This is a genomic window from Sporosarcina sp. resist (assembly GCF_014302295.1).
Lineage (GTDB): Bacteria > Bacillota > Bacilli > Bacillales_A > Planococcaceae > Sporosarcina > Sporosarcina psychrophila.
The window spans coordinates 3,977,640-4,002,052 of the sequence record NZ_CP060287.1 but is presented as its reverse complement, the minus strand read 5'-3'; the positions used below and the strand labels follow the sequence as shown (position 1 = coordinate 4,002,052).

General features: G+C 41.2%; 18 protein-coding genes. 15 read left to right on the top strand and 3 right to left on the bottom strand.

Annotated elements, in window-relative coordinates; genetic code table 11:
* Positions 1-3: 3 nt before the first annotated feature.
* Genes H7992_RS19430 through H7992_RS19410 form a run of 5 tightly spaced genes read left to right on the top strand, consistent with a single transcriptional unit; the run spans position 4 to position 5,872 of the window.
* Positions 4-2,865: a M14 family metallopeptidase gene (locus tag H7992_RS19430; RefSeq protein ID WP_187045652.1), complete on the top strand. Its 2,862-nt coding sequence runs from the start codon at positions 4-6 to the stop codon at positions 2,863-2,865.
* 17 nt (positions 2,866-2,882) lie between these two features.
* Positions 2,883-3,497, top strand: a complete 615-nt coding sequence (locus H7992_RS19425) for a pyroglutamyl-peptidase I (RefSeq protein WP_187045651.1) — start codon at positions 2,883-2,885, stop codon at positions 3,495-3,497.
* Positions 3,487-4,236, top strand: a complete 750-nt coding sequence (gene pxpB, locus H7992_RS19420; protein ID WP_187045650.1) for a 5-oxoprolinase subunit PxpB — start codon at positions 3,487-3,489, stop codon at positions 4,234-4,236. Before H7992_RS19425 ends, pxpB begins: the two co-directional genes overlap by 11 nt.
* The gene (locus tag H7992_RS19415; RefSeq protein ID WP_187047973.1) at positions 4,233-5,000 is read left to right on the top strand and encodes a LamB/YcsF family protein; all 768 of its coding nucleotides are present in this window, start codon (positions 4,233-4,235) and stop codon (positions 4,998-5,000) included. The genes pxpB and H7992_RS19415 overlap by 4 nt, the downstream gene beginning before the upstream one ends.
* Positions 4,997-5,872 (top strand): 5-oxoprolinase subunit C family protein, encoded by an 876-nt coding sequence (locus H7992_RS19410; RefSeq protein ID WP_187045649.1) that lies wholly within the window; start codon positions 4,997-4,999, stop codon positions 5,870-5,872. The genes H7992_RS19415 and H7992_RS19410 overlap by 4 nt, the downstream gene beginning before the upstream one ends.
* A 57-nt stretch (positions 5,873-5,929) precedes the next feature.
* Here H7992_RS19410 and H7992_RS19405 read toward each other — a convergent pair whose 3' ends face one another.
* Positions 5,930-6,502: a hypothetical protein gene (locus tag H7992_RS19405; RefSeq protein ID WP_187045648.1), complete on the bottom strand. Its 573-nt coding sequence runs from the start codon at positions 6,500-6,502 to the stop codon at positions 5,930-5,932.
* A gap of 272 nt (positions 6,503-6,774) precedes the next feature.
* On the opposite strand from H7992_RS19405, the gene H7992_RS19400 reads away from it, so the two are divergent.
* Positions 6,775-8,274, top strand: coding sequence for a class I adenylate-forming enzyme family protein (locus H7992_RS19400; protein WP_187045647.1), 1,500 nt, complete (start codon positions 6,775-6,777; stop codon positions 8,272-8,274).
* Between the two features lie 20 nt (positions 8,275-8,294).
* Here the strand turns inward: H7992_RS19400 and H7992_RS19395 are convergent, their stop codons facing one another.
* On the bottom strand, positions 8,295-9,173 hold the full coding sequence (locus H7992_RS19395) for a glycerophosphodiester phosphodiesterase family protein (protein ID WP_187045646.1): 879 nt from the start codon (positions 9,171-9,173) through the stop codon (positions 8,295-8,297).
* A 511-nt stretch (positions 9,174-9,684) separates the two neighbouring features.
* On the opposite strand from H7992_RS19395, the gene H7992_RS19390 reads away from it, so the two are divergent.
* From H7992_RS19390 to H7992_RS19350, 9 genes are all read left to right on the top strand, one after another.
* Positions 9,685-10,818, top strand: a complete 1,134-nt coding sequence (locus H7992_RS19390) for an ABC transporter ATP-binding protein (RefSeq protein ID WP_187045645.1) — start codon at positions 9,685-9,687, stop codon at positions 10,816-10,818.
* Complete coding sequence (locus tag H7992_RS19385) at positions 10,815-11,717, top strand: carbohydrate ABC transporter permease (RefSeq protein WP_067212202.1); 903 nt, start codon at positions 10,815-10,817, stop codon at positions 11,715-11,717. The genes H7992_RS19390 and H7992_RS19385 overlap by 4 nt, the downstream gene beginning before the upstream one ends.
* On the top strand, positions 11,714-12,532 hold the full coding sequence (locus H7992_RS19380; protein ID WP_067212201.1) for a carbohydrate ABC transporter permease: 819 nt from the start codon (positions 11,714-11,716) through the stop codon (positions 12,530-12,532). Before H7992_RS19385 ends, H7992_RS19380 begins: the two co-directional genes overlap by 4 nt.
* 34 nt (positions 12,533-12,566) lie before the next feature.
* Entirely contained in the window at positions 12,567-13,943 is a 1,377-nt protein-coding gene (locus H7992_RS19375) for an ABC transporter substrate-binding protein (protein WP_370569909.1), read from the top strand.
* Positions 13,944-14,141: 198 nt separating this feature from the next.
* On the top strand, positions 14,142-16,511 hold the full coding sequence (locus tag H7992_RS19370) for a bifunctional 2',3'-cyclic-nucleotide 2'-phosphodiesterase/3'-nucleotidase (RefSeq protein ID WP_187045644.1): 2,370 nt from the start codon (positions 14,142-14,144) through the stop codon (positions 16,509-16,511).
* A gap of 479 nt (positions 16,512-16,990) precedes the next feature.
* Positions 16,991-18,682, top strand: a complete 1,692-nt coding sequence (locus H7992_RS19365; protein WP_187045643.1) for a methyl-accepting chemotaxis protein — start codon at positions 16,991-16,993, stop codon at positions 18,680-18,682.
* Between the two features lie 681 nt (positions 18,683-19,363).
* The gene (locus tag H7992_RS19360; protein ID WP_187045642.1) at positions 19,364-19,654 is read left to right on the top strand and encodes a hypothetical protein; all 291 of its coding nucleotides are present in this window, start codon (positions 19,364-19,366) and stop codon (positions 19,652-19,654) included.
* A 401-nt stretch (positions 19,655-20,055) separates the two neighbouring features.
* Positions 20,056-20,217 carry a hypothetical protein gene (locus tag H7992_RS19355; protein ID WP_187045641.1) on the top strand — a complete coding sequence of 54 codons (162 nt, stop codon included), beginning with the start codon at positions 20,056-20,058 and terminating at the stop codon, positions 20,215-20,217.
* A gap of 646 nt (positions 20,218-20,863) precedes the next feature.
* Positions 20,864-21,958, top strand: coding sequence for a CapA family protein (locus tag H7992_RS19350; protein ID WP_187045640.1), 1,095 nt, complete (start codon positions 20,864-20,866; stop codon positions 21,956-21,958).
* A 144-nt stretch (positions 21,959-22,102) separates the two neighbouring features.
* On the opposite strand, the gene H7992_RS19345 is transcribed toward H7992_RS19350, so the two are convergent.
* Entirely contained in the window at positions 22,103-24,277 is a 2,175-nt protein-coding gene (locus H7992_RS19345; protein ID WP_255428486.1) for a 5'-nucleotidase C-terminal domain-containing protein, read from the bottom strand.
* Between the last annotated feature and the right edge of the window lie 136 nt (positions 24,278-24,413).

Sequence of the window (24,413 nt, the reverse complement as noted above, 5' to 3'; positions counted from 1 at the left end):
CAAATGAGTCAGATTTCCGCACTATGGTCACTAGAGGGCATGCTTGTTGATAAAAATAGAGACGGCGTCGTGGATGGTATATCTTTGTTCATTGATTTACCCGAAGGCTTATTGCCAGAAGGACTTATCGATTTTTGCGCAAGAGCGGGGTTTGAAACAACAGCGCTGTCATTTACGTTTTTTGAAGAAGTTGGACAGAAAGTGACGATGTCATTTGAGCATTCAGAAGAAACGACAACGGCTACATTTTTGGATGGAAAACTGGTCTTAACCTTTAAAAATGAACAGGAACTGTCGTCATTGTTACGAGAGTTAGCATTTGGTGAGTTTGATTTAACGGATAAAAAGAACGAACATTTTTATACTGATGTTGAAAGCATAAGTGACATCTGGAGTTTCTCAGGTTTTGGTCAACATACAGAAGCCTCACCAACTAGGACACTTAGCTTACAAATCACAGTAGAAGAGCAGATGATGACAACATTATTGTTGAAAGAATTGTGTCATTTTGCGGCAAGAACTGCTTTACATAGCACTGAAATCCAACACGCTTTAACTGGACAGGATGGGGCACATATCCAGTTTACAGTTGCATCCGGAGAGCAATCAGTATTGACGTTGGAAGAAAAGAATCGAATTCGATTGGCGGGTACGAAAACAGATGTACCGAATGCCCTTCGCACATTGGCAGAAAGCAACCATTGGAGTGAGGGCGGTGCATTTGGTCACTGGGAGCAACACGTTATTGATGACAAGCCACAGTCCCCATTATTAATAGAAGAAAGTTGGTCGGATGAAGGGGAAATTGAACGTGTGATACGTGCAATGCAATCTTTAACAAACTTAGAGCATGCGGATGTTGAAGTGTATCTATCTGAGCCGCGTGAAATCCGTGAACAGCTGGCTGCACAATTGAAGTCGGATTATCCTGCAATGAACTCAATCCGAGTTAGATCGTCATTTAAAACGGGGTTTCATTGGATACAGGAAGAACTGATTTCGGAACTAACTGAGGACATCCGAGAACTGGTCATTGAAGTACAAAAAGAAGAGCGTGCACAAGCTTTGGAGTTACCAATACGTTGGATTCAAGAAATCTATCCGATTGATAGATATATCGAAGAAATAACGGCTATCCGTGCTGATGATGTTACATTTACCTTAAATAGCGAATTAGAAGGTACTTACGCCGTGTACGGTATGTTACAGAATAACGTAAAAAAACTACTTGGCAAGCTGCAAGTACCTGTATCGAAAATGAACTATGTTGATGGTGAACATGTTGTTTATCCATCAACAAGTGCGATCCGTATCATTCGTCATGGTGAGGTAATTGAAGAACAAATCATCGAAACAGATCGGGCACAATTTTACCGCTATTATACGGAAGAAATTTTACCGAAACTACGAAAATCTGTTGAACTCTACAATGAAGGACAAGGGCATGTACGACCGTTATTTGATCGGATTGAACTTGACGTCTGGATGAGTGAAGAAGAACAGAAACTTCCGGTTGATGAAGAACGGATTTCATCACTTGAAGCATTACATGAGGATTTGTATTTTAATACGCTCGACTATTTTGCGCAAATGGGTATTGAAGTAGAAGGTAAACCGTTTAATGCACCCGGTGGCGTCCATCCCTATATGCATGTACGCATAGGGGAGAAACCGGAAGCTAGGATTCGTATCTATCAATGGGATGATAAACATACCGTAGATGTAACCACTTCCAGTGTCACATTTACTACTGATGGTGCCTTTGACCAAGCGTCAATGAATGTGGATAACAAAGTGATTTATAAGCGAATTGAACGATTTAATTTCCCGACTAAACATATTCACGAAGAGGTAAATATGTGGTTAAAAGAACAAAAGAGTTACAAGGTAGTCTACCCGGCTAATTCTTATAATGGACATGCCATTCCAGTCATAGAGTGTTATGAGCCGACCGGTGAAGTATTTGAATCCACATTGAAAATGACATTAATGAAAAAGACAATATTTATAGAAGCAGGCCATCATGCGAATGAAATTTCGAGTATACCTGCCATCTTGGAATTAGTAGACAATTTGGATCTTCAATTTAAAGATCTTTATAAGGAAATGAATGTTGTTGTAATACCATTGGCTAACCCGGATGGTTATGAACTGGTTAAAGAGTTAATGTATGAACACCCCGAATGGAAGCACCATGCAGCAAGGTATAATGCAGTCGGTTTGGAGTTTGCGCATATTCGTTTTCAAAAAACAATGTTTGGTGAAGCGAATGTTTACCCCGAAATTATGCGGAAATGGGCACCGGACATTATCGTTGATGATCACGGAATACCAGCACATGAATGGGTTCAACCTTTTGCAGGTTACAATAGTCCACCTAGATTTCCAGTATCCTATTTTCTCCCGAGCGCTAAGATTTACGGCATTGGCCGCACTTCTCCGGAGGTTAACCATTTACTGCACCAAAGGAATTTGGATAAAATCGTTAGCAATGTAAGTGGAGTTATAAAAGATACCAAAATCGCAGTGGAGAATGACTATTGGCAACAACGTTTTATTAAATATGGAAATCAGTGGCTTCCTGAGATCTTCCCAATTGAAGAAGCGGAAGGAATCCATTTCTATACAGAAACAACTGTGACACCAACGTATAAATCTGTTGGGATTATGCGTTATCCTGAATGGGTTGCGGCAGATATTATTTCAGAAGCAGCCGATGAAATCGTCAATGGAGAAGCGCTTTTGGACTGTATCAATGCGCATAAAGTTTTTGATTTGGCGATTATCGATACCTTATTCCAAGCGCAGGTGCAGATAGAAAGGGCAGGTCTCAAAATGAGTCGTCAACGTCCTATCCAATTATAAGAAAGCAGGTCATCATAATGAAAACACTCTTACTCACAGGATTTGAGCCCTTTTTAAAATTCACTGTTAATCCGACGATGAAAATCGTAGAAGAACTGCATGGCAAAGTGATCGGCAATTACAAAATTCACAGTGAAGTATTGACGGTAGACTTCCAATCATCCGGCGAGCAACTTCTTACTCATATTGAAGCGCTAAAACCAGATGCAGTGATTTCACTGGGGCTTGCGGGAGGCCGTTTTAAAATGACGCCTGAACGGATTGCAATTAATGTGAAAGACGGCGAGCCTGATAATAATGGTAATACGCCTGTTGATGAACAAATTCAAGCGCAAGGTGAAGCTGGATATATGTCAACACTGCCAGTTCGCGCAATGGTGAATCGATTACTAGAAGAAGGGCTGCCGGCTGAAGTTTCAAATACTGCAGGCACATATCTATGCAACAACGTCATGTATGAAGGACTGTATTATGCAGCAACACAACGCCCAACGTTGAAATCGGGTTTTCTTCATATACCTGCTTCACATGAATTGGCGATTGAACATGGCAAAATTCCAAGCTGGTCACATGAAGATTTGAAAAAAGGCGTCGCCGTATGCATCGAAGTGCTATCTGCTGATGAATCCTAACAAGCAAATTATCCCCCGTGCAATGGTTATGAACGAACAAACAATACGTTTCGACTTTGGCCCGGAGACGAGCCGAGAAATCTATCACACAATCCAGCAATTTTGTCAGGTTGTTGAAAGTGACAGGAATCATTTACTTGAAGAGGTCGTACCGAGTAATAAAACGGTAACTGTTTTTTATCGTAAAGAACTTGTAAACCCTAGTGTAATCATTGAACAATTACTGAAAAAGTGGGTGAACAGAACTGACAGTATATTGAGTGTAAACACGCGTACCATTGAAATACCAGTCTGTTATGACACCTTGTTTAGTGAAGATATACCGCGGATTTGCAACCATACAGGGCTGACACGTGAAGAGGTAATCGCCATACATACAGGCACAAGCTATAAGGTGTATATGATTGGTTTTTTACCAGGATTTCCGTACCTCGGGGAATTGCCGGAGGTACTCCATGTCCCGCGTTTGAAAAAGCCACGATTAAGCGTACCTAAAGGGACCGTAGGAATTGGAGGCACGCAGACAGGTATTTACCCAATAGAGTCTCCTGGAGGTTGGAATATAATTGGGCGGACACCAGTCGATCTATACTGTTTGAAACGCGTTGAACCGTTTTTAATACGTGCAGGTGATCAATTGAAATTTCGTTCCATATCTCTTGAAACCTTTAATGAGATGAAAGAAGAGTTAGCGCGTGAACCTGAAATGATTATGCAGTTTGTAAAGGAGGGATTATAATGCGAATTGATCTAAATGCAGATGTCGGTGAAAGTTTTGGTCAATTTAAGATTGGGGAAGATGAAGCCCTTTTCAGCTCGATAACATCCGCCAATGTTGCGTGCGGATTTCATGCTGGTGACTTTAATGTTATGCAGAAAACGGTAGACCAAGCGGCTAGACAAAAGGTTTCAATTGGCGCACATCCCGGTTATCCCGATTTACAGGGGTTTGGAAGAAGAGAGCTGATGATGTCCCCCCGTGAAATTTACAATGCAGTTGTCTATCAAATCGGTGCACTCAAACAATTTTGCGACATACAAGGTGTTACGTTTAACCATGTGAAGCCGCATGGTGCCCTTTATAATACTGCTTCGATTAACCGGACTGTTGCTGATGCAATTGCAGAAGCCGTTTATGATGCTGTACCGAATGCGTATTTATATGGGCTTTGTAATAGTGAGTTATTGCAGGCTGGGAATAAAATCGGCCTAAAAACGGCGGGTGAAGCATTTGCAGATCGCAGGTATACGACAGAAGGTACATTGTGCTCCAGGTTATTGCCGGAAGCTGTCCTCCATACATATGAAGAAATTGAAAAACAAGTGATGGATATTGTGTTAAACAAGCAGGTGCAAACAATAACTGGAGAAATGATTTCATTACAAGCAGATACAATTTGTTTCCATGGCGATGGACAGGGTGTGGCGTCCCATGCCCGTCAAATTCGTCGAGCGTTGGCGTCTGTTAATGTTCGTGTTAGTGCACTAGGAGACGCGATATGATTCCGTTATTTCGGGTCGTCAAATCTGGCGTCTATGCTACGATACAGGACCAAGGTAGATTCGGTTTCCGGCGTTTCGGTATGCCAGTTGCTGGACCAATGGATAGAGAGGCATTCCAGTTAGGCCAAGATATTATTGGGAATGATGAAGGCACAAATGCGCTAGAACTTTTCTTAGGCGGCTTAATGATAGAGGTATTAACCGATCATAAAATTGTCATTGCAGGAGCAGATTTAGGTGCAATGATTGACGGAGAAACGCCAGCACCACTTTGGAAAACGTTTCAGATTTGGAAAGGGCAAACGATTTCATTTACTAAACCGATTAGCGGTGCGATTGCGTACATCATTCCGGATGGTGGGTATGCTGTTAAGGAGATTTTGGGTAGCAGTTCCAGTTATCCGAGGGGGTTAATTGGTGAGACCGTCAAAAAAGAGACTCTCCTTTATGCGAATTCATTAAAACAAAAGCGCTTGAACCGTGGTTTACTTGTTGATAAAATCCCGAATTATACTGAAGACATTACGATTGAATTGTTCAAAAGTCCGCATATGGACCTATTTGAAAAATCGAGTGTGAATACATTTCTAAACTCCAGCTATACGTATCGCGGGGGAGATCGAATGGGATATTATTTCAACGGGCCCCCACTTGAGTTTATTGAGAGTGGAGACATTGTCAGCGAAGCGACTCAGTTTGGGACTGTGCAGGTCCCGACGAATGGTCAGCCAATTATTCTAATGGCAGATGCTCAAACGACGGGAGGATATGCGACAATCGGTACGGTTGCGAAAGCTGATTTGCCGAAAGTGGCCCAATTGAAAAACGGTGGTACCATTCGGTTTGTGTATCGAATGCATGATTTAGTGTAAATAAATAACCCTATAAAAAATCCTGTAAGAAGTGAAATAACTTCTTACAGGATTTTTTCAATTCATGTCTTGTTCTAAGCTTTTTGACCGAAATTGACGAATCAACACAAGTAACATGATTTCGACAATAAAGGACACAATCGCTAGTACGAGTATGATTGGCAACAAAGCCACTTCGGGTAAGATAAATATAAAAAGTGGAATAATTTGCGAGCTGACTGTCAGAATGATATAGAAACGCAACAAATGGTCCGTTTTCTTCTCAAGTGGTTGGAATGAGACTTCTTGTGTGATTTCTAGTAGCCCGCGCATAAGGTGATAGACGAATCCCAAGTGGATAAGCGTGATGACTGTAAACATGCCCATTAGCAAAAAAGTAGTTGTCGTCAGTTGCGGCTGTCCCACAAAAGTTTCTTCGAATTTGTAGATTAACGGAACAGACACTACTGCGAGTAGTAATACATAAAGTTTAGCTTTCGAAAAGTGGTTCGAATAGGAGACTAATCCTGCTAAACCTAGGTAGATGAATAGATAACCAAGGAAATCAGGAAAGATATCGAAATGATTAATATGAAAATCTAGAAAAACAAGGAGTGTCCCCCAAAATATTTTATTTAGCGCAGATGCCACTCTTATCGCCCCTTTCTGTTTCTATATATATTGAGCATAGATTACAGGTGAAAACAAAGCGAAGACATCCCCAAGCACCGAAGCGGACTTTAAGGGAATCTTTATCTCAGCTCATGTAGTCGTATTAATAATGAAATCAGGCTATTACTATCCTATAATACATTTTCAACATACTAAAGGATTTGTACTTACTACCAATTATCTTGCATTAAGGTGTTTTGCTATTTATAATTATCTAATAATTATCAAGGGACATTAAAGGGGGCTTGGCGATGTTTATTGCAGAGAAACTGAAGATTATTTCCGAGGCATATCCAGAAAGAGTTATTACATCATTTAATGGAAAAGAACTTTCTTACGGGGAATTCTATCGTAAAGCTGAGAATCTAGCAGGGCATTTTCAAGATTTAGGTTATGTGAAAGATGACATTTTAGCATTTTGTCTCATGAATTCGGATTCCTTTTTAATAGGCTACTATGCATGCCAAATAGGCGGATTTACAGCGCTACCCATCAATACAAAGTTAACTGCACCGGAAATGAACTACATTTTAGCGCATTCAGAAGCGAAAGGACTCATTTATGATGAGCGGCTGGCATCTGTGTTTGATTTACTCGAAGGGAAATTACCCGCGTTACAACATAAAATGGTTACCAATCGTGAATTCGAAGCGATTATCGACGGTGAACGCCGTCATGCCGAACGACGAGAAGCATTAGATGCTGATACAGCGGTCGTCTTTTACACATCGGGAACAACCGGTCGGCCAAAAGGCGTTATGCTAACCAATAGAAACGTTGCTGCAATCGCTGAAATATGGAGTGAATCGATGGAAATGGATCAGGATGATCGTATGCATATTGTGGCTCCGCTTTTCCATTGTGCGGCAAGTCATGTATTTAGCATACCCGTCATTTACCAAGGTGGAATGGTCATCATTGAGGAAGCGTTTTCTCCAGAAGCAACAATTCGTACGATGGAGCAACAACGCGCGACGATATTCTTTGGCGTGCCGGCAATGTACAGTATTCTTCTGAATACGCCGTTGCTGGAAAAAGCGGATCTATCCAATTTGCGACTGCTCTGCTATGGAGCAGCGCCGATGCCTTATGAACTTGTGAAAAAAGTGAAAGCATTGTTCCCAGACGTCAACGTACAAAACTTGTATGGGCAGACGGAAAATTCACCGGGTGCGACGACGTTAAAAGATCAACATGCATTGTCAAAAATCGGTTCTGTAGGCGAACCATTGCCACAAACCGAAGTACAGGTAATGGATGAGTTTGGTAAACCGCTTCCGACGGGTCAGGTGGGTGAGATCGCTGTGAAAGGCCCTCAAGTGATGAAAGGCTATTTGAAAAATGAAGAAGAAACTGCACGAACGATAAAAGATGGCTGGATGTACAGTGGTGATCTCGGTCGTTTTGATGAAGACGGACTGCTTTATATTGTGGATCGTAAAAAGGATATGATCATCCGCGGTGGAGAAAACGTATATCCGGTAGAAGTGGAAGAAGTGTTATATGCCATTCGAGAGGTACTCGAGGCAGCAGTCGTTGGTATTCCTCATGAAATATACGGAGAGGTGGCGAAAGCGTACATCGTATTAAAAGAAGGGAATAAGCTTACTGAACAAGCAGTTATCGATTTTTGTAAAAGCCAGCTTGCCTCCTTTAAAATACCAGCTGCTATCGAATTTCTCGATACACTCCCGCGGAATGCCAGCGGAAAAGTCTTGAAAACAATACTTAGAGACCCAGTCAACATATAATATGAAAAGCAGTTTGGACCCTAGTCGGCATCCAAACTGCTTTCTTCATTTTTTACACGAACGGCGATATCAGGTTTATCTGTGAACACACCATCTGCTCCAAGTTTTAAAAGTTTACGGATTGTTTTTTCGTCGTTGACGGTGAAAGGATGGACGTCCAATCCTTCTTTATGCATCGCGTCTATAAATTTCTTTGTCACTGAATCCACGTTCAAACCTACACCTGATGCATACTTTAGTAGCTGCCGTACTTTCTTTTTTGAAAGATGTGCTTCCTTGTCGAATGAATATAATTTGATAAGCGGAATAGATGGTTCCATGTCGAATATGTTCTTCAAACTATTTTCACTAAATGATTGAATGACTACTTTTGGTATACCATCATCACTTGAGAGAAGATTATTAGCTCGAAGTTGCCTTAGGAGTTCTTTTTCGATACCTGGATACTTATTGGGCGATTTCATTTCAATATAGTAATTGACCGAGTCACCGAAATGGAGAAAGATATCCTCTAATTCAACAATGCGCAATTGCTTATAAATAGGTGAAGCATACCGAGGGTTCGTTTCATTAAATTCCTCACCCGGCAAATAGAGTTGAAGTTCATTAAATGTCACATCAGCAACAGCTTGTTCAGTATCCTGAAACATTAAATAGGAGTCATGTAAGGCAACGAGTTTTCCGTCCTTTGTCATGTGTAAATCAAGTTCGATATAGTCTGAACCCATTTGCACAGCTAACTCATAGGCGGCTAACGTGTGAGGTGGTGCATATGCGGATGCACCGCGATGGGCGATGACAAGGAATTCATCATCGGGTAAAGACGCACGTTCAACAGTGGGCTTCGTAGAACCAGATGACAGTAAAAGCAATAGAAGCACCACCATTACTCTTTTCATCGCAATCACTCCTTATTTAATCTATATATTCGTGACTACATATTTAGAATTAACTAGGTGGTGTACCTCACCCGTATAACGAACAACTCTAGCGAAGGAGCGACAAGTGTGAGCCGTAGCAATAAGACCAACAGGGATCTTCTGACGGGCTTATTGCGTGAGGCCATCACCAAGCGACAAAGCGGTGTTGAAAGAACATTCTATTTGTTGAATTATTACTATATACGAATGTAAATGTTTGTAAAGATTCTGATAAAAATGCAGGGAATAGATTCTTTTTATAGAAAGGTATACCAGAGAGTTGAACTTATCGCCTTTTAAAAAGATAAGAAAGTATCTGTTTTTTGATTTAGAACAGTGTCTAGCTCTAGGCGCCAACCCCTCGGGTCATAAGCCGTTTTGCTGTGGGGGCTGAAGTACGCCTCCTCGCAAACCGTCTTATGCCTGTCGGGGCTGGACGGCGCCTTGCGCTTTTCTTAATTGGGTTTTCTAATGGAAAGGGATTGAACTTGTGAAAAAAGTGGAGCTTATTAATTTATCAAAGTCATACGATAAACAAGTGGATGTTATCTCCAATATAAACGTAACCATTGAGCCTGGCGAGTTTTTTGTCCTTGTCGGTCCTTCCGGTTGTGGGAAAAGCACGATGCTCCGGATGATTGCGGGTCTTGAGAATATTACGAGTGGCACGCTTAAAATCGGTGATCAGGTTGCCAACCACTTATCACCCGATAAGCGTGACCTTTCAATGGTATTCCAAAACTATGCGCTTTATCCACATTTGACAGTTCAACAAAATATTACGTTTGGGCTCGATGTGAAAAAAGTGAAGAAAGCTGTACAGCGAGAACGGGCAACTGAAGTGGCGAAGATGTTGGGGCTCACCGATTACTTAAAAAGGAAGCCACGTGAACTATCAGGTGGTCAGCGGCAGCGAGTTGCGCTTGCCCGGGCAATTGTGAGTGAGTCGCCGATTTGCCTGATGGATGAACCGTTATCTAATTTGGATGCGAAGTTGCGGGCTCATATGCGTACGGAAATCAGACGGATCCAGCGGAAGCTAGGTATTACAATGATTTATGTGACGCATGACCAAGTTGAGGCTATGACGATGGGGGACCGTATTATGATCCTTCATGAAGGAAAGATCCAACAAGTCGGAAAACCGATTGATATTTACAACAATCCGGCCAATCCATTTGTCGCCACGTTCATCGGTTCACCACCAATGAATTTAGCATATTCCGATGTCGATAAAAAAGCTTCAGCAATCGTCATTGGAGATATACTGCGTTTGCCCGTACCGTCTGAGGAAGTTATTGGTATCCCTGAGTATCAACTTGTTGCGGGCATCCGACCGGAACATTTACGACCAGCCTTAAAAGATACGCCAGAAAAGGATAAGCTGTATGTCGTCGTAACGAACGTTGAGATTTTGGGCAATGAAACCGTGTTTTCATTTAAATTGGGTACCAATGAATGGATGGCCAAATGGAGTGGACAATGGCATATCGACATTGGAGATTCAATTCCAATCCTTATTGACTACGGCGCATTCTGTCTCTTTGAAGCTAGAACTGGTGATTTAATCAAAAAGCCGACGGACCTTGGAAACTTCGTATTCGGCAAAGAGGTGCTTGTATGACTTCGCTTGAAAAGCCGGGAATCTGGAAAAAGACGACGAATGGCAGAACAGCGCTTCTTTATTTACTGCCATCGATAGTCCTTTTTTCAGTGTTTGTCTTTTATCCGATGTTTAGAACAATTTACTTAAGTTTTTTCTTAACAGACCAAAATGGAAACGCCGCGATATGGGTAGGTTTTGAAAACTATACGTATTTACTAGAGTCCACTGCATTTCTCAATAGTATGAAAGCAACCGGGTTGTTTGTCTTATACACAGTACCTATTGGCATCATCTTAGCGTTATTTTTTGCCTTGTTAGCGAATGAAAAACTGAAAGGGATAGGATTCTTTCGAACAGTATATTCGTCAACAATGGGAATTTCTGTTGCAGCGTCATCCGTGATTTGGTTATTCATGTTTAATCCTAGTATGGGGATGTTCAATCGGATGTTGAGCATGCTGAATTTGCCACAAATACAGTGGCTGCTTGATCCGGAGTGGGCACTTCTATCCGTCTCCATTTCGACGATTTGGATGAACATCGGCTTTTCGTTTCTCATATTACTCGGAGGGCTACAAAATATTGATGAACATCTCTATGAAAGTTCCAGGATTGATGGGGCAGGATACTTTTACCGATTGCGTCGAATTACACTTCCGATGTTGTCGCCAACACTATTTTTCATCATTACCATATCACTTATTAATGCGTTCCAATCGTTTGGACAGATTGATATTTTGACGCAAGGCGGTCCGTCGGCATCGACGAATCTAATTGTTTACTCCATTTACCGCGAAGCCTTTATCAATTACCAGTTTGGAACGGCGAGTGCACAGGCAGTCACATTGTTTATCATTATTCTGATTGTGACTATTCTTCAATTTAAACTAGGGGAAAGGAGGGTTCATTACCAATGACAACAAGCCTTCCTAAAAAGATTTGGATCTATTTCCTGCTAATTACTACGTCTTTTCTTGTATTCTTTCCAGTTATGTATGCGTTTTTGATTTCATTTATGACAGGACCCGAACTATTGCAGGGGAAGTTTTTACCACAGTCATTTAGTTTGGATAACTACATTAAAGTGTTTGATAGGTTGCCATTGTTGAATTACTTATTGAACAGTTTCATCGTTTCCGTAAGCGTGATGCTTGGGCAACTGGCGGTGTGTAGTCTTGCTGCTTATGCCTTCGTTTTCATCCAGTTCAAAGGGCGCGATTTCATCTTCTTCCTGTTCATATCGACAATGATGATCCCATGGGAAGCAACAATGATTCCAAATAAATTCACAATCCAAAAACTCGATTGGCTCAATACGTATCAAGGGCTGACGTTACCCTTTTTTGCACTGGCATTTGGGACATTCCTGCTACGGCAACATTTCAAAACAATTCCGAAAGAGTTGCACGAAGCCTCTCAAATTGCTGGTTTAAGTAAATTCGCCTTTTTCCGACGTGTGATTTTGCCTGTCTCAAAAACGAGTCTTGTCACGCTTGGTGCATATGGCTTTTTAACGACTTGGAATATGTATTTATGGCCGTTACTTATCACGACAAATACATCTGTGCGAACCGTTCAAATCGGTTTAAAGCAATTACAATCCCAAGAAACGGGAACTGAATGGGGGGTGGTTATGGCAGGTGTTATCGTAGTAATTATTCCGACATTATTATTGTTATTTATCGGGCAGAAGCAATTGCAGAAAGGTTTATCTCAAGGTGCTTTAAAATAATGATTACTATTATGACAAAGGGGTGCTCAGTAGGATGAAAATGTTGAAATTATCGTTCGTTTGGCTTCTTATTTTGAGTTTGGCCGTTCTCGCAGCGTGTACGAACAGTGATAGTAGTACAAAAGATGATGAGACCGAAACGTCCAAACCTGCTACTAGCGAAGGAACAGAAACGGAAGAAAGCGACGAAAAAGTGTCCATTGAATTTTGGCATGCAATGTCCGGTACAGGACAGGAGTCACTCGATTCAATCGTCAAAGGTTTTAATGACTCACAAGATAAGTATGAAGTGGTAGCCGAATTCCAAGGTACCTATGAAGAATCGCTGACAAAGTTACGTGGTGTCGGTGGGACAAAAGACGCTCCAGCTATTACGCAAGTATTCGAAGTCGGTACAAAATACATGATCGACAGCGGATATATTGAGCCAATGCAGAAGTTCATCGACAAAGATAATTATGATTTATCTCAGCTTGAAGAGAATATTTTAAATTACTATAAAGTTGACGGTGAGCTCTATTCGATGCCATTCAACTCATCGACGCCGGTAATGGTCTATAACAAAGATGCGTTCAAGGAAGCTGGACTTGACCCTGAAAAAGCACCCGAAACGTTTTCAGAAGTAATTGATGCGGCAGCAAAACTGAAAAAGGGTGAGATGTATGGATTCTCTATGTTGACGTATGGTTGGTTCTTTGAACAGCTTGTTGCAACGCAAGGCGGATTATATGTCGATGAAGACAATGGTCGTTCAGGTGACGCAACGGAAGCGCTCTTTAACGGGCCAGAAGGACTTAATGTCTTTAGCTTCTTGGATACTATGAACAAAGCTGGTACATTCGGTAACTTCGGAACGAACTGGGATGATATTCGCGCAGCATTCGCATCTGGAAAAGTTGCTATGTACATGGATTCATCAGCAGGAGTAGCAGGAGCCATTACCAATGCGCCATTTGACGTAGGTGTTGCCTATATTCCGCATGCGGATGAAGTGAAGCGAAACGGTGTTGTTATTGGCGGTGCTTCACTTTGGATGTCCAAAGGCATCGCTGAAAAAGACCAGGAAGCGGCATGGGAGTTCATGAAATACTTAACAACGCCAGAAGTGCAGGCACAATGGCATTTGGATACAGGCTATTTCGCCATTAACCCAAAAGCTTATGATGAAGAGAACGTAAAAGAGAAGTGGGCGGAATTTCCGCAGTACAAAGTAACGGTAGATCAGTTGCAAGACACAGTGCCGGGCCTCGCGACACAAGGAGCGCTTATTTCAGTCTTCCCGGAATCACGCCAGCAGATTGTCACTGCATTGGAAGATCTTTATCAAGGAAAGGACCCACAAGAAGTACTTGATAAAGCAGCTGAAGGAACAAACCGAGCAATGGAGATTGCCAATAAAACGAAGAAATAGAACTATAGATAATAAGCCCCTATTTGAACAAAATAAAATAGGGGCTTATTTCGTATTATTCGAAAAAGTGAGTGTAATCAGTGCGGGATATTTCGGATTCCGTGATATGCTAGAAAGTGAGTTGGCTAGCTTACTAGAACAACTTTGTCATTCCGTGTATTCGCACGGAAATGAATACAAAATAAGGGAGATGGACGAATGTCTTTATTAAAAAAGACGGGGTTGTGGATTGTTATTTTGGCACTCACATTCAGTGGGTTATTGTTTACACCTCAAGCGAATGCAGCTACGAAAACGCAAGATGTGACCCGGGGTGAATATATCACAGCAATCGTTAAAGCACTTGAATTTGAATTAAATGACGGCGAGACGCTCGAATTTACAGATGTAGATGCACAATTGGCGCCTTACGTGGAAGCCGCACAGAAAATGGGCATCATAAAAGGAGCTACTTCAACAACTTTCAAGCCGAGTCAAAAGCTGACACGTGAGCACGCATTTCTGATTGCGTCCCGGGCCATCAAGTCAGAAGAAGTTTTTTCTACTGATTTGCTTGATAAATTCAAAGACAAAAGTTCATTTAAGACAAACGAATTTGTGGAGCTTTCAAGAAGTGTCGGACTCGGGTTGTTACAAGGGTTTGAAGACGGCACGGCAAAACCTCAGAAGCTCGTAACAAAGGTACAAGTTACTAAAATTATTGATCGGTTGTTACGTGCATATAATGTGGAACCGCCAACGAATTCAGTTTCACTGCGCATTTTAGGAACATCCGATTTGCATACGAACTTTGTTAACTATGATTATTATCAGGACAAAGTATCGAATGAAGTCGGACTTGCGAAGACAGCGGTCTTAATTGAAGATGCGCGTGCAGAAAAGCCAAACAATCTCCTGTTCGATAACGGAGATTTAATCCAAGGAACGCCACTTGGTGGTTATAAAGTAACCGTAGACAAGCTAGAAAAAGGTGAACTTCATCCGGCACTGGCTGCCCTCGAGTCACTTAATTATGATGCAAGTACATTAGGCAATCATGAGTTCAACTATGGTTTGGATTATTTGGATTCGGTATTGGAGGAAGCGCCATTCCCGGTATTGAACGCCAATGTCTATGATGCAAAAACGAAGAATAATCGCTACACACCTTATGCTATTTTCGATAAAGAAGTTGTCGATGGGATAGGCGAAACGCATACGTTGAAAGTTGGCGTTATCGGTGTTGTTGCACCGGGAATCGTTCGTTGGGACCGTGCACTGCTTGACGGTAAAGTGACTGTAGAAGATGCAGCGAATACAGTTGAGAAATTCATCCCCGAGATGAAGGGGCAAGGCGCTGATATTATCGTGGTCTTGTCACACTCAGGAATGGGAGATGAAATCCATACTGTTGATGAAGATGATGTAACGTATCAAATTTCACAACTAGATGGTGTAGATGCAATTTTGACAGGTCATAACCATGCAGTATTCCCAGGTGATTTTGGGGATCTTAAAAATATTGATATGGAACAGGGAACAGTGAACGGAACACCTGTCGTGATGCCAGGTAAATTTGGTAGTCACTTGGGCGTAATTGATCTTGAACTAAAAAAATCAGGCGATCAATGGGCTGTTATCAAAGGCAAAGGTGCAGTGCGGGAAATTGATAAAAAATCAGATAAAGTTGTTCAAAAAGTAATCGATGCAGTAAAAGAAGCACATGAGGGAACAATAGAGTATGTGCGCAGTCCAGTAGGTAAAACTACGGCACCAATTAATAGTTACTTTGCTCTTGTGAAAGACGATCCTTCAATTCAAATTGTGACAAATGCACAAAAATGGTTCGTTGAAGATAAGATTAAGGGCACTGAATACGAGAAACTGCCTGTCCTATCATCGGGCGCCCCATTTAAAGCAGGTGGTCGTAATGGAGCAAACTATTACACTGAAATTCCAACAGGTGAAATTGCCATTAAAAACGTGGCAGACCTTTACGTATTCGACAATACAGTGTTCGCGCTTGTTATGACAGGCGCAGATGTTAAAGAATGGCTTGAAATGTCGGCAGGCCAATTTAACCAAATCGACCCGTCATCTAAAGAACAACAAAACTTAATTAACGAAGAGTTCCGTACGTATAACTTCGATGTTATCGATGGAGTCACATATGATTTTGACGTCACTCAACCTGCTAAATATGATTACGATGGAAAAACGATTAATGACTCAGCTAATCGAGTTGTCAATTTGCAGTATGATGGAAAACCGATTGATTCAAAACAAAAATTCCTCGTAGTGACGAATAACTATCGTGCAAGCGGAGATTTCCCAGGTGTACGCAATGCTACAGATTCAATCGATTACGCTTATGAAAATCGTCAGGCAATCATGGACTACATGATTGATGTAGGTACAATTGACCCATCTGCAGACAGCAACTGGGCATTCGCACCATTGAATGAAAGTATCAATGTTACATTTGAAACGTCTGGAAAAGCGAAAGAAATCATCCCACAAGGAAGCGGTATTGACTATCTGTCTCCAACTGATGAAGGTTTCGCGAAGTATTCATTGAAACAGAAATAATGTACTGAATGAAAACGTACAAAGGGAGAAAATTCCTTTGTACGTTTTTTATTGCCTAGGAAATTATCAAATTTCGTACTGGTGATAAGTTGTAACGTCGAGATTTACATCTGGTCCCCCAACCCGCAACCCCTGTATCCACGCGAATTCATGAATTTAGAACGTCTACCTTTACCTTAAGGCCCCCAGAATTTTTCGGGTCTAGAAAGCCGCTCGCGCTTTTGTTAATTAGCGAATGGTTGGCTGAGACGGATACTGGGAAAAAAATATAATTGCGAATGAAGACAACGTATTTCGCAAAGTAAACTGCGTTTAGGAGCTAGTAAATAAGTATAATTCACTGTAACAAGAAGTGGTGGTAAATTAATCTGAAAAGATAGTAGGTATATTATTCTAATTATTCCGAATTAGTATATAAGTAATGCTATTATCCGTCAATAGTTATATAATTTGAATAGGCTAAAAGATCGTGGGGGGAAATGATGAAATTTACTGTAGCGAAAAAATTATGGATGGGTTTTGCAACGATATTGACATTACTTGTAATTGTGGGGGGCCTGAGTTTATGGTCAACAATTCGGATTGGCTCAGATTATACTTTTTTATTGGATGATCGTGTAAAAAAAGTAGAATTGGTAGATGAATTCATCTTGAAGCACAATCAAATCCAAGATGATGTGCGAGGGTTTATGCTTTTCAAAGACGATAAGCATTTGGAATCGCGGACGGAAAATGTTAACCGTTTCAACGAATTGTATCAAGAATTAACCGTCTTATTTAAGACTGGAAAACATAAAGCCTTACTGGAAGATCTTGAGGTAGCACGTACGAAATATTTAAACCTGCAAGATGAGATTGTACTGAATGTCCAAGAAGGAAAAGATCGTAAAGCGACGGAACTTGGACGAGCTTCGGCAAATGTGGGCGCTCTTGTTCTGGAAAATGCAAAAATCATCAAAGCGGATCAATTTGAGGAGCAAAAGAAAACTCGTGCTGAGTTGGAAAGCTTCATGATGGCTACAATTATCTTTGTAATTGGAATTATTATTTTTGCAACGCTTCTAGGTATTGTCATTTCAACATTCATCAGCCGGGGTATCGCGCGTCCTGTTCGTGTAGTAACGGATGGGTTGAATGAAATTGCATCAGGAAACTTAACAATTGATTTACTAAAAGTTAAAAACAAAGATGAAATTGGGGATATGGCGGCTGCATTCAACAAAATGGGGACAGATGTAGCAAATATGGTACGTAAAATCAATCTTTCTGCTACACAGTTAGCGGTTCAGTCAGAAGAATTGTCCGCAAGCTCAGAAGAAAGTTTAGCATCTTCTGAAATGGTTGCTAAGACTGCTGAGAATCAGTTAATGGGCAGTGAAAAGCAACAGAGAATTATTGAACAATCTAGTTCTTCCATGGAAGAACTATCATTAGGGGTTGCAGAAATTGCGAGTAATAATGAAGAGATGTTGCAATCAACGGAAACTGTATCAAAACTTGTTACTACGGGTTCAAGTGTAGTCGGGGAAGTATCAGTTCAAATGACAACAATTCATACGACAATCCAGGAATCTTCCGTAATCATGGAGGAAATGGCGCAGCATTCAAATGAAATACAGAAAATTACGACTCTCATCACTTCTATTGCCGAGCAGACGAATTTGCTTGCACTCAATGCGGCAATCGAAGCCGCGCGTGCAGGAGAATACGGCAAAGGCTTTGCAGTTGTAGCAGAGGAAGTCCGAAAACTGGCAGAACAATCGAAGACCTCTGCTACAGAAATCGGCACAATGGTAAGCATGATCCAAAACGCGTCCAAACGGGCAGTCACTTCCATTAACGCTGGCAGCGAGCGCGTAGATATCGGTATCGCTGCAACTGAACAGTCGCGTCTGGTCTTTGAGGAAATTCAGAACGCTGTCGGCGATGTGGCAACAAAAGTCGAGACAGTATCTGCCGCAATTGAAGAAATCCAGGCGATGGCAGACGAAGTTAGCTATGGTGCTGGCGAAATCGCACAGTTGAGTGGCGAGGCGGCTGCGTCTGCGGGTGATACAAGCGCAGCAACAGAAGAACAGTTGGCGGTCAATGAAGAGATTTCATCTAGCGCGCAAGCACTGGCAAAACTTGCCGAAGATCTCCAAATGGAAATGAAGCATTTTAGGGTGTGAATAACAACAAAGAGGCAAAGCGAACAACAAGTCTTCGAACATGTTGTTCGCTTTTTTATATATCTTAGTTTCAAGTATCTTTTAACAGAGACTTTTTATTTAGAATAGTTTCAAATAAAGATGCGAAAGTCACGGTTATTTAATTATTTTTAAAAACTAGTGCAATTAGAAAGGTTTTTAATTGAAAAATAAATATAATTCACTAAAAATAAGTGATTCATTTAAACAATAGTTGAGAAAGTCTAAATGCCTATGGTCTATTTAATCATTTTCTTCGGCGACATAATAAAATATTTTTGACAATTTAATAGTGAAATGATAATTATAGAGTAGTTGTTTGGCTAAATCTGGATAAAAAGGAAACTTGATTTACATAGGTAGGTTTTTGGGAGGTTAGACAAATTGTGAGGACGTTATTGTTTATAATAATAGACTGATTTATTTTTGTACTTGCTGGTTGCAGCGAGAATGAGAACAAGCTTCAATAGAAAAGGTCAATACATAACTGTTCTAAACAAATCAGTCAGTGCAATTCTTCCGTTCAAATTGGCTCACCGAAGGTAGTAACGAATACTTGTCCCTGAGAAATTCCAATGGCTTTGTTAGTAGGGGGAGATGGGAAGATGATCTTTCTACAAATAATGGCATGGTTTTATTAACTGAAAAAAGGAGAAATTAAATATGGAGTTTTCAACGGCAAAATGGACTGCAGGTATATTAGGTTTAATAAGCGTGATTACAATAGCGATATATTTCGTATTACAAGAGAAGGAGATTACAATTCCTGTGTTTTCTGCAAGTTTCATGACGATTGTTACTATCACGCTCCTTCCAGCAGTATTCTTGCTTGGCGCTATGATGATGGCTGAAGCGAAAAAAGAAGATAAGATATCGGGTAAGAGCCTTCAGCGGGCATTGGTTCTTATTGTAGGCTTACTTATTTTTAGGTTGCTGACCGGATACTTTTCATGAACTACATCCAGGAATAACTAGCTATTTCCCGTTCTTTTTGATGCGAATATAATGTCGTGGATGACTTCGGTAATTAGTGAGTTGTTTAGTTTTAGTTGATCTGAGAGGGTGTGAACAAATTTGGAGCATAGGTGCATTACTTGCGGTTTTCATAACATTACTCTTTTCAAATTTTTTAATACTATAAGAGGTGCTTCTCTTTACCTTAGTAAAGTGGAGCTACGTCAATATTCTAGTCACAAAAAAGTTAAGTCCGCTTAAGAATGGTATCCATTTATTGGCATGCCGAAAAAGTGTATAGGTAGGGAAAACTGGAAATCAAAATGCCTTTTCACTATTTCAGCTTGAAAGAAGGGCTTTTAGGGTATTAATAATACTATCGATAAAAAGGAGTGTTTTTAATGTCTGAAAAAAAGCAGCAAGATTTGAAAAAAGAAAATGACACTGGATTTACGGGAATGCCAGAAGGGAAGCCGTATCCAGACTTCGAACCAAAAATGAGTGAAAAACAGCAAGTTGAACAATTTAAGGATAGTGCAGAAAATGGTAAGAAAGATAAGTAATATAATTAATGAGACACTCCCCCAAAGTGTCTCATTTTTCTTTACCATAGTCTTTTAATTTCTACGAAACGCTATTCAGCGCTAACTTCCGGTCTATAATGAGTTAGATATATATGTTGAATTAAAGAATCCCATTGAATTTGCTGTGGTGCACCATAATGAGAGAGGTGTAATTCGGAGTGTGGATTGAAGAACGCTTGGCGCTTTGGGGATGCCTTTCGCCATAAGCCTGGATTAGCGCTTCGCATCCAGTCTTACGGCTTCGGCGACCCCTTTGCCGCGCCTGCGCTAGGTTGTTCATTATCGAGAGAAATGTAATTTCGAGATGTATATGCTGAGATTATAAGGTGATTACTTTTTGATACTACTTATTTTCAAGAAAGACGTGCTCCAACTTGCAGATTTCATCACAGATAATGAAAAGCTCTTTCACACATAGACCATCCAGCGCAGGCGCGTCTTCGTGGTATCGCGGGAGGCATCCACAAAGCGTCGAAGCGGTATTAGTGGGAATCCTAATTGATTCCAATTACAAGGGCTTTTTCAGTGGCCTCCCAAAATCCCTTGTAAAGCGTATACGCCGTATTAATTTGTTCAACATAGATAGTAGTGAAAATCTAAAATTAGCAAGACAGGGGATAGTTTAGTGAAAAGGAAAGTATTTGTGCTAATGATTATAATGTTTATTCTAAGCGGGTTTAGCCTACGTGATTATATGGGGGAGAAGTCCACTGAGATTACCGTACCTGCCGATTTTGCCGAACGTAGTATACCGGTCACGCTAGATATAAAGATTGATATGAAGACGGTAACCATTGGTATGATTGGCGATATTCTTCTTCATAATCCGCTCTATACTTACAATAATTATGATTTTGCATTTGCGGCCGTGAAAGACCGACTGACAGGTATTGATTTCTTGCTGGCTAACCAGGAGTCAATGCCGGGTGGTGTGGAGCTAGGACTATCTGGTTATCCGAGCTTTAACAGTCCAAAACATATTATCCGAGATTTGAAAAAGACCGGCGTTGACATGGTATCGATCGCGAATAATCATACAATTGACTTGAAAGAAGCAGGTCTGCGGAAAGCAATCAGCAATATTAAAGAGTATGGCATGCCCTATGTTGGCGCATATACATCTAGTGAAGACAAGGAGAAAGATCGAATTGTGGAAGTTGATGGCGTTCGGATTGGCGTTCTAAGCTATACGCACAACACGAATGGCAACCCAATTCCGCAAGGGAAAGAATATTTAGTCTCCGTCACTGAGCAGCAACAGATGCGCGAGGAAATTGTCCAACTTAGAAGCCTGGTGGACGTGTTGGTTGTTTCCATGCATTGGGGGACAGAATATCAATTAACAATATCGGAAGCGCAAGAGGAGTTTGCGGGGCTCATTGCTGATGCTGGTGCGGATATAATTTTCGGCCATCATCCACATGTGTTGCAAAAATACGATGAGGTAGAGAAAACGAAAGTGTTTTATTCACTTGGTAATTTTTATTCAGCGCAGCAGTTTGACTCGACGAATGTAGGTGGTATCGCAAGAGTTTCTGTGGATCATACGAAGTTCGCAGGGAAGCAATACATAGGAATAGGGGAGGCTGAATTTTTCCCTACTGCCGTGATAAGAGATAGCAACAGAAAGTACATTGTTGTTCCACAAAAAGATGCGGAATTGGATGGAATGTATAACGAGGGATGGGTCGAATCACAAGTAGGTCTTCCATCATTTTAATGAAAAGAAAAGCGTTCTTGCACACTATGAGAAGTGTACAAGAACGCTTTTAGGCCAATAATTAAAAGACAGTATAATTTTTTGAACCTCGAGCAGTACCTAGACTTCAGGCGCTAACCCCTCCGAGGCTGAATGTCGCTTTTTTTATTCAGCCTTCTTCGCTTGTTTTACATTGTAAATGAAGTTCGAGACAATTTTCGCTGCATGTTCCCGTGATGTAGATTGACCAGGCATAAATTTACCGTCAGACCCAGTAGTGATTCCGAGTTCGTGAAGCATAGAGATAGCGTTCACTGCTTCCGAGCCATAGTTACCGAAATCTGCATAGGGTGCTTTTGCAGCTGCTGTGTATTTTTTACCTGTGTAATTTTCATACGCGCGTTCTAGCATCAACGCGAATTGTGCACGCGTCACTTTTTCACTAGGCATGAACTTGCCGTTAACGCCTTTAATCAATCCATTTTCGTATGCTGCAACAATTTCCGCTTTTGTATCAGCAGCATAGTTTTCGATGTCGTTAAATGGTGCCGAACCATCAGCTTTCAGGTCAAGTGCGCGGACAATCCAAGAAGCAGCTTGTGCACGTGTCATTTCTTTTTCTGGACCATATGTCGCATCTGTACCTTTCAAAATTCCGCGGTAATAAAGATCTGATACGTAAGGATAAGCCCAGCTATCGTAGGCAACGTCACTATAAGGGACTTTTGCTAGGATACGGCCTTCTATTCCAGAGTTGATTGTGCCGATGGATTTCATATGATCTGCGAAATTTTCCCAGTCGGAGAAGCCTGGCTCACTGGCACGTCCATCTGCATATGCTTTTTTTAGAACTTCATAGTTGTCGCCACCTTGAGCAGTGAAGACGTTAGTTGTGATTTTATATGTTTTGTCAGCTTCTATTTCCTTGCCATCGATTGCCATTGAGATGACTCGATTGCCGATTTCAGCTGCGGGATTGAAAATCAGTTTCATTCCAGAAACGTGAAGGAAGCCACCATCCTCCTCTGGGTACTTCTCGACAGATCTTTCAAAAACAGATTTCAATTCTGCACCGCTTAGTTCCATCAATGCAAGTGTATTACCAAATGGCAGTACAGAAATAGCCTGACCGTATGTAATCGGTCCTTGTGGAATTGAAGTCCGGATACCGCCGCCATTTTGGAATGCGATAACAGTCGAAGGATCGATTTCTTTCGCCTTAGCGAGCATACCGTCCGTGATGATATTCCCTAGATTGGTTTCACCTGCACGAACACCGCCAAGATCACGGAGACCGCTAAGGAATACGCCAGCCGTGGCGCCAGTTGGTTTTTCCATAGTCTCTTTTACTTTATCAGAAAAAGGTTTAATAAGTTCTGCTGCGCCTGCGTCAACTGCGGCATTTTCACCGCCGACAGCATGAAGGACACCGCTATAATCTTTAATGACACCTTTATCATCGAATGTGATGTCAAGTTGACCTAAGAATTTATTGTACTCATTCGCTTGAACGATAAGCACAGGTTCAGTATCCTTATTAACTACGAAAGGTTCGTCAAGTTTAACATGCGTGTGCCCCCCGACGATAATGTCGATACCTGGCACGTTTTTAGCAAGAAGAAGATCGTTGTCGACATTGTCAGAGTCATTATATCCTATATGAGTAAGTGCGATAATTTTGTTCACACCGGCTTTTTCAAATGCAGCAACCGCTTCTTTCGCTTCCACAATATAGTTCGTAAATATCACTTTTTCAGGGCTCGAAATGTCTTTTGTTTCTTCAGTCGTTAGTCCGAAAATACCGACTTTCTCACCATTCACTTCTTTAATAATTCCGTTATAGATTTTACCGTCTTCGGCTTTTGCTTCGACTGTTTTAGATTGAAGACCATCGAAAAGCGGGTCTGCCGAGAAATCAGTATTCGCACTAATGAATGGGAATTTCGCACCTTTGATGAAATCTACTAGCGCTTTGTGCCCTTCTGCAGAGGAGCCAAGGTCGAACTCGTGGTTGCCGAATGTCATGGCATCGTACCCAAGATAATTCATAACAGCGAGGTCAGCTTGTCCTTCAAATTCGTTGAAGTAAAGTGTTCCAGAAAAAACATCGCCTGCATCAAGCAGGACATTGTAAGGCTTTTCTTCACGAATTTTTTTGACGAGTGCTGCACGTTCCGCAGTCGTAGCAAGGTTTGCGTGCGTGTCATTCGTGTGGAGCACCGTCATCGAGAAGTCCCCAGTTGCAGCAACGGGTGTTTCGGCAGCCATGACAGGCGTAATAGCAATTGAGCTTAATAGAAGCATAGTTGCTGTAGCACTTTTAGAGTATTTAATAGACAAAGTACAACCCTCTTTTCCTTTTTTTATACTATTTTATCATCATATAAATATATGAACTAATGACGAAATAGTCTGTAATCCAATTGTACCATTAGGCTCAGTAATGGACAAAACAATTTTGTGTAAATTCACAAAA

Coding starts and splice junctions, on each gene's coding strand:
- H7992_RS19425 (WP_187045651.1), top strand. CDS start 2,883: ATGAAAACACTCTTACTCACAGGATTTGAGCCCTTTTTAAAATTCACT.
- H7992_RS19375 (WP_370569909.1), top strand. CDS start 12,567: ATGAAAATGTTGAAATTATCGTTCGTTTGGCTTCTTATTTTGAGTTTG.
- H7992_RS19430 (WP_187045652.1), top strand. CDS start 4: ATGAGTCAGATTTCCGCACTATGGTCACTAGAGGGCATGCTTGTTGAT.
- H7992_RS19380 (WP_067212201.1), top strand. CDS start 11,714: ATGACAACAAGCCTTCCTAAAAAGATTTGGATCTATTTCCTGCTAATT.
- H7992_RS19360 (WP_187045642.1), top strand. CDS start 19,364: ATGGAGTTTTCAACGGCAAAATGGACTGCAGGTATATTAGGTTTAATA.
- H7992_RS19370 (WP_187045644.1), top strand. CDS start 14,142: ATGTCTTTATTAAAAAAGACGGGGTTGTGGATTGTTATTTTGGCACTC.
- H7992_RS19395 (WP_187045646.1), bottom strand. CDS start 9,173: ATGAAAAGAGTAATGGTGGTGCTTCTATTGCTTTTACTGTCATCTGGT.
- pxpB (WP_187045650.1), top strand. CDS start 3,487: ATGAATCCTAACAAGCAAATTATCCCCCGTGCAATGGTTATGAACGAA.
- H7992_RS19355 (WP_187045641.1), top strand. CDS start 20,056: ATGTCTGAAAAAAAGCAGCAAGATTTGAAAAAAGAAAATGACACTGGA.
- H7992_RS19385 (WP_067212202.1), top strand. CDS start 10,815: ATGACTTCGCTTGAAAAGCCGGGAATCTGGAAAAAGACGACGAATGGC.
- H7992_RS19410 (WP_187045649.1), top strand. CDS start 4,997: ATGATTCCGTTATTTCGGGTCGTCAAATCTGGCGTCTATGCTACGATA.
- H7992_RS19365 (WP_187045643.1), top strand. CDS start 16,991: ATGATGAAATTTACTGTAGCGAAAAAATTATGGATGGGTTTTGCAACG.
- H7992_RS19400 (WP_187045647.1), top strand. CDS start 6,775: ATGTTTATTGCAGAGAAACTGAAGATTATTTCCGAGGCATATCCAGAA.